The sequence below is a fragment of the Mesorhizobium sp. LNJC391B00 genome (assembly GCF_000502535.1).
Lineage (GTDB): Bacteria > Pseudomonadota > Alphaproteobacteria > Rhizobiales > Rhizobiaceae > Mesorhizobium.
Genome location: NZ_AYWI01000032.1, coordinates 1 through 5,476, shown reverse-complemented (window position 1 = coordinate 5,476; position 5,476 = coordinate 1). Strand labels below are relative to the sequence as shown.

The following is a 5,476-nucleotide window of genomic DNA, read 5'->3' as shown; positions in this document are numbered from 1 at the left end:
GCTCTCCTTGCAAAGGGCCGAAAGTGTAACCCATGTCTCCGGAATGAACTGTCACCCATCTCTCGGGAAGGGCATATGCTGATAAATCAATTGGTTGGAACAAATCCTGGCAACTTGACTAGGCCGTTACGTGTCGCGCCATGTTGCAACTGGGTTGCATTGATTTTCAACGGTTTCCTGTGACAAGCGGCTAGTCGACGCGACATAGAATGCGACATGATCCACACGTCTCGGCCCGGAGGCACCGGTCTTGAAATTCGGTTGCTGCCGTCCCTGCCCTTCCCCTTCGGTGTTATCAAATCCTTGCCCGTCAACGCTTTGCAGCTCACTTATGTCGGCTTTGTGCTATCCCGTGCCGGCCAATACCGTAGCGTTGCGTTGCAAAAACCGTAGCAGAGTGTTCACACACTGTTCCGGTGTTGATTTCAAAAAGTTTCCTGCGACTATCGGCAGGTCCACATGGCTGCGACATAGCAGAGGGGGATCGATGGACATCATGTTGATGGTGAACATTGCTGGCGGCATCCTTCTGGCCGCCGCTACTATCTCGATTTTGGGCCCGGTCGGATGGCCATCTCTTTGGCAGACGCCATCAGGCCGACATCTATCTCCGTGAGAGCGAAAGGCCGGCGGCTGTCGCCACTAATGGTCCAGCGCAGCGAAGCATTCCGCCGCCGTCGACGATCGACCAGAAATGGCCACACCAGGTGGCGCTGCCTGATGACCTCTGCACCCGTCGGAACCGGACCAAAATCCACGACTACTGCGACGCGAAGCGGGATCGCTGGAAGGGCAAGATACGCGGCGTCGCCGCGGCGACGGCTATAGGAGAATTCTCGACCTTGGCCCGCTCAGCGTGCCTGAACTCCTGCGCAACTGAGGCAGAGCCATGTGAGACGCTACACCAAATATCTGTCGTGGTCGGAAATCCACCGGCTCTACCGCCTGACTTCGCAGGCCGAGACCGGACGCAACGACGAGCCGCGCTACAACATCGCGCCGACTCAGGATGTCCCATTCTTCCTCGGTCGAGATTGCGTCGACTGTCAGGCCCAGGGGCTCGATTGAGCCGTCCGCATGCTCGATAGTAATTTTGACCGGCCCCTCATCGATGTCGCCGAATTGCGAAGCAAACGCGATCTCAGACTGCATCGCGACGCACCGATGCGAACGAGAACGTCCAGATTGGCCTGCCTAGTGCCGTCGAAAAGCCACCAGCGGCCACCCAGGTAGGCTTCGAACACGGCGTGGAAGTCACGAGGTTCGAGCCCAAGGCGTAGCAGTCTGATGCCAGATCGACGGTGGCACCGCGTAGCTACTTCTGCTCGGACGACCAAGGGAAATTTATATATCGGTCGCGGCTGTCATAGCAGATGTTTCCATACATCTTGAGGTATGCATCCCGGCGCGCCGCGTTGGCATACACCGAGGCGGGGTCCTTGAGATCGGCCTCGTATTGCGCGAGATTGGCAGTTGTCAGCGCTATAGGAAGGATGTCCATCGCCTGCGGGATGCTTTTGCCCTCAAGCCAGTCGGCCGCAAACTGTCCCATGGCATAGCCGAAGACGGGCGAGGACAACGAGATACTCGCCTTGTAAGGGCTGTTGCCTTTCCTGATTTCAGCGACAGCTTCCGCCTCTCCGTCAATTCCGCCAAGGAATTGGTCAGGTCGGTCTTTGCCTGCCGCGCGCAACGCTTCAAGCGCACCCAGCACGACCGCATCCGCGCCGAGCACGACGTCGACATCCGGATTGGCCAGCAGGATGGTTTTCATGGTAGCGGCGCCGCCTTCCTTGGTAACCGGCTTGGGTGCGATATCGGCGACGATGATCACGCCAGGCATCGCATTCAGGCCATCGCGCATAGCCGTGAACCGGGGCGCCAGAAACTCCATCGTATCCTGGGTCAGCAGAACGACCTTGGCCTTACCGCCGAGCTTGGTGTTGATATGGTCAATGGCTGCATCGGTCAGCACCTTGCCAGTTCGATATTGCGGGGCATTGAGCAGCAGCGTTGCCGGTGGGGGCACAATCGTGCCAACAAACGCCCCCGACCAGATCGCCTTCTGAAGAGCCGTACTGAAAGCCACTGGATCCGATGAGGTGGCAACCATGGCGCCAACCTTCGCCGCGACCAAAGACTGCACGTGGGCTATCGCCTTACCCACATCGTTTTCCGCCAACACTCTTCGATATTCCAGGCCGCGGTTCTTTGCAGCCATGGACAGACCGTGGTCGACCCCTTGCAGGAAGTCGCGCTCGTTCTCCTGCACGTAGGCCAACACTTTTGTGAGGCCAACCGGAGCGTTGCAGGAGGGCGCATGGGGATCGAAGGCGGGGAATACCGTTCGCTGGGTAATGCCGGGGGCGCCTTCCTTGGCATCCGCGACGGTAAGCCCGCCCATCGCGGCGACCAAAAGCAGCGCTGTCCCGATCAGCCGTCGACCGGCAATTTTATTGCGATCAACCATTTTTGTCCCCCCTCGACATCACCCTTTGGCGGTGAACGCGCCAACGCTGGTGATGCCGCTGCAGTCATTTCACCTTGCGATGAACGGGTCTACTATCCAGCAGTAGCGCGCCGTGGTTCTGTCGAAAACACCAAATGGGCGGCCGTTCCGGGCTGGATATCCCGGTAGTCCAATTTGGCGCCGAGGCTGATGCACATCGCATTGATGATTCTGCTGCCAACGCCGGTGCCTTTGGCAGGTGCGCCGTCTGCCTTTCCAACACCGTCGTCTTCGACCACCAGCTCCGCCTGGCCACCTGGCAGCCTGCTTAGCCGGACGCGGATTTCTCCGACACCATCCGGATAGGCATACTTGAAAGCGTTGGTGACCAGTTCGGTGACCACAACGCCCAAATTGATGCTGATGTCCGTTTCGAGGTCGATTGGTTCGATCTTGTAAGACAGGCTGACACCGTGAACCTGGCTGCGCATCGACGTTTGCAGATGATCGAGCAGGCCGGTCAGATATTCGTCCAGGTCAACCGAGCGAGCGTTGGCCGAGCCATACAGCCGCCTGTGCACCAGCGAGATGGCAAAGATGCGGTCCTGGGTTTCGGCCAGCGCTTCCTTGGACGCGAGATCTCCGACAGCCTTCGCCTGCAGTTTCACCAGAGACGACACAAGAGCCAGGCTGTTGGCGACCCTGTGATTGACCTCTGACAAAAGCACTTCGGCTCGATCGCGCTCCTTTGCCAGGTCCTCGGTGCGGGTGGCGACACGTTGCTCCAGTTTGTCATTAAGCGCATTGACCTCGTCGTGGGTATCGCGAAGTTCACTGGTGTAGCGAGCAGCACCATAGGCTGCTCCGCCAACCACAGCGATGATGACAAATCCGCCGATTGCCGAAACGAGCCGCAGCCACGCGCTGTTAGCTCGTTGTTCGACGACACCGGAGGTAAGCCGGTTATCTGCTTTTACAATGATACCCGAAAAGAACACATTGGCTTCATCAGTCAAAGCCTTGCCTTTGTTCGTGCGGAATATCGCCAATATCTCGGCGTCGCGGTGATCTCGCTTGAGAGCGATTGTCTGGTCCAGCTCACCAAACTTGGCGGCAATGATTGCGGAAAGCCTTTCCAGTGTAGGCTTCGAATCGAGATAGGACGTCAGCAAGGTCTGCAGCGCTTGCATGTGGCGCTGTGCCCCAGCCTTGGCGGTTTCATATGGCCCCAAATAGATTTCGTTCCCGGTGATGACAAAGCCGCGCTCGCTCGCCTCGGCCGTCTGCATTGCATTTCTCAACTCGACAGCAGCGACTCGTATATCGCGCGCTTCAATCGCATTGTCGAAATAGGATTGAGCCCGCTGCCCCAGCCAGAAGTTGGTGGCGACAATGGCCATAAGCGCCGCAAACCCTATTAGCAGGGAGGCGGAAGTGAATCGGACAATTTTTCGGTTGGAGAATTGCATCGGCGCATTCCTGCCCGATTTTGGGCGAGTGCGCCATCAAGTATCGAGAGCTAATAAGCCCCGCGTGCAAAACTAGCCTCTTAGCTTTGCCCTTGCGACGTGATCGACCAACCAAGAAGGTAATCAGGTCGAGTTAGCGCCGATGATCGTGACTGGTAGCAGTTCAGTCAGAGTACAAGGCCACCGGTGCTGCACCGAGGGCCTTTGCTCTAGGGACCATCACTTCCGCGCCGTGACCAGAGTACCAGAACGTCCATCTCCCGACCCAGTGGCCCAGATGGATGTCCGCAGGCGACATCAAAAGTCGAGTGATCAGTTTGTCCTGTTGATCGATGTTATCGCAAGGTTCGTCAGCTTGTTGTTGGTGGCCTTCTCCTCGTCGAGGATCTCGCTGAGCAGCTTATGCGCCTCGTCATGCCCCAGTTCCTTTGCCCATTCCCGCAGAGAGCCGTACCGGGAAATCTCGTAGTGCTCGACGGCCTGGCAGGCGGCCAGCAGGCCCGCATCGAGGGCTGTACCTGACGCTTCCTCCATCAGTCCGTCGGCTTCCTTGATGAGCCCCTCAATGGCGTCGCACTTCTCGCCGACGGCCTTCTTGCCGATAGACTTGAACACCTGCTCCAGCTTCTTGATCTGCCCCTTTGTCTCAGCGAGGTGATCCTCGGCCGCCTTCTTCAGCTTGGCGTCGTTCGCGGCGGCAGCTACTTTGGGTAGCGCCTTCGTAATCGCGTTCTCCGCATAGTAGATGTCCTGGAGGGTATGTTCAAAAATTTCGGCTAGCGTTTTCATCGTGATGCTCCGTTCGCCCGAATTGGCTTCGGGAGAAAGTGGGAGCGAGGCGAATGGTTCCTTCAGGTGGGGCGGACTTCAGACTGAGATATCCGGTATGAGCGGGGAACGATGGAACACCCCTATATCCCGGAACTTTATTGGCGTTTGGCACGTTCTCCGGCCGAACCAACTAAGGTTCAAGGAAAAGGGGAAAATATGGAAAATCCAGGTGTGGGTTGGATAGCAGCGATCGTCATCGGCGGTATCGCCGGCTGGCTTGCCGAGATGTTCATGAAAAGCAACATGGGCGTGCTTATGAACATCATCTTGGGAATCGTCGGCGCTATCGTCGCCAATGTCCTTCTAGGGCTGCTGGGCGTTTCGTTGGCCGGCTGGCTCGGCTATCTTGTCGCCGGCTTCATCGGCGCGTGTATTTTGATTGCCGTGGCGCGAATGATTAAACTCTGAGCCTACAATCGAGTTGTGCACATCAGTATCGATAGGGGCGCGTGATCCTTAGGACCACGCGCCTTTCTTCAGAGCGGAAAATCGAGATCAAGCTGGTCGCGTCGCCGGAGCCTGTCCGCTGTACTTGTTGAGGTGCCGGCGTAGCAGTCTGACGTTGCGATTGTTCGCCTTGAAATAGACGTCGAAGATCGAGCCGAGAATTGGGACACTTCCTACGAGCGTATCCAGCAGCACGTTGCCTAGGTGTTTGATCCCAGGCTTTGATGGCGCATACTTTTCGTCCGAATCAAAGGATGCGCTATGGGCCAGGTTCTTCATG

General features: G+C 57.4%; 6 protein-coding genes and 1 pseudogene. 2 read left to right on the top strand and 5 right to left on the bottom strand.

Features of this window, described 5'->3' with window-relative positions; translation table 11 throughout:
* The first annotated feature begins 891 nt into the window (after positions 1-891).
* Entirely contained in the window at positions 892-1,068 is a 177-nt protein-coding gene (locus X750_RS1000000165540; RefSeq protein WP_198021034.1) for a hypothetical protein, read from the top strand.
* Here the strand turns inward: X750_RS1000000165540 and X750_RS1000000167300 are convergent.
* From X750_RS1000000167300 to X750_RS134380, 4 genes and pseudogenes are all read right to left on the bottom strand, one after another.
* Positions 1,021-1,271, bottom strand: a pseudogene (locus X750_RS1000000167300) (transglutaminase family protein); the annotation flags it as partial. The gene X750_RS1000000165540 and the pseudogene X750_RS1000000167300 overlap by 48 nt on opposite strands.
* A gap of 44 nt (positions 1,272-1,315) precedes the next feature.
* A complete protein-coding gene (locus X750_RS00065; protein WP_032904925.1) occupies positions 1,316-2,470 on the bottom strand; it encodes a sugar ABC transporter substrate-binding protein in 1,155 nt (384 codons plus the stop codon).
* 92 nt (positions 2,471-2,562) lie between these two features.
* Positions 2,563-3,918 (bottom strand): CHASE3 domain-containing protein, encoded by a 1,356-nt coding sequence (locus X750_RS1000000163945; RefSeq protein WP_084567234.1) that lies wholly within the window; start codon positions 3,916-3,918, stop codon positions 2,563-2,565.
* Positions 3,919-4,230: 312 nt separating this feature from the next.
* Positions 4,231-4,707: a ferritin-like domain-containing protein gene (locus X750_RS134380; RefSeq protein ID WP_023740257.1), complete on the bottom strand. Its 477-nt coding sequence runs from the start codon at positions 4,705-4,707 to the stop codon at positions 4,231-4,233.
* Between the two features lie 198 nt (positions 4,708-4,905).
* On the opposite strand from X750_RS134380, the gene X750_RS134385 reads away from it, so the two are divergent.
* Positions 4,906-5,157: a GlsB/YeaQ/YmgE family stress response membrane protein gene (locus tag X750_RS134385; RefSeq protein WP_023749056.1), complete on the top strand. Its 252-nt coding sequence runs from the start codon at positions 4,906-4,908 to the stop codon at positions 5,155-5,157.
* Positions 5,158-5,244: 87 nt separating this feature from the next.
* Here X750_RS134385 and X750_RS134390 read toward each other — a convergent pair.
* A partial coding sequence (locus X750_RS134390; protein ID WP_023749055.1) for a DUF4112 domain-containing protein occupies positions 5,245-5,476 on the bottom strand: 232 nt, incomplete at its 5' end.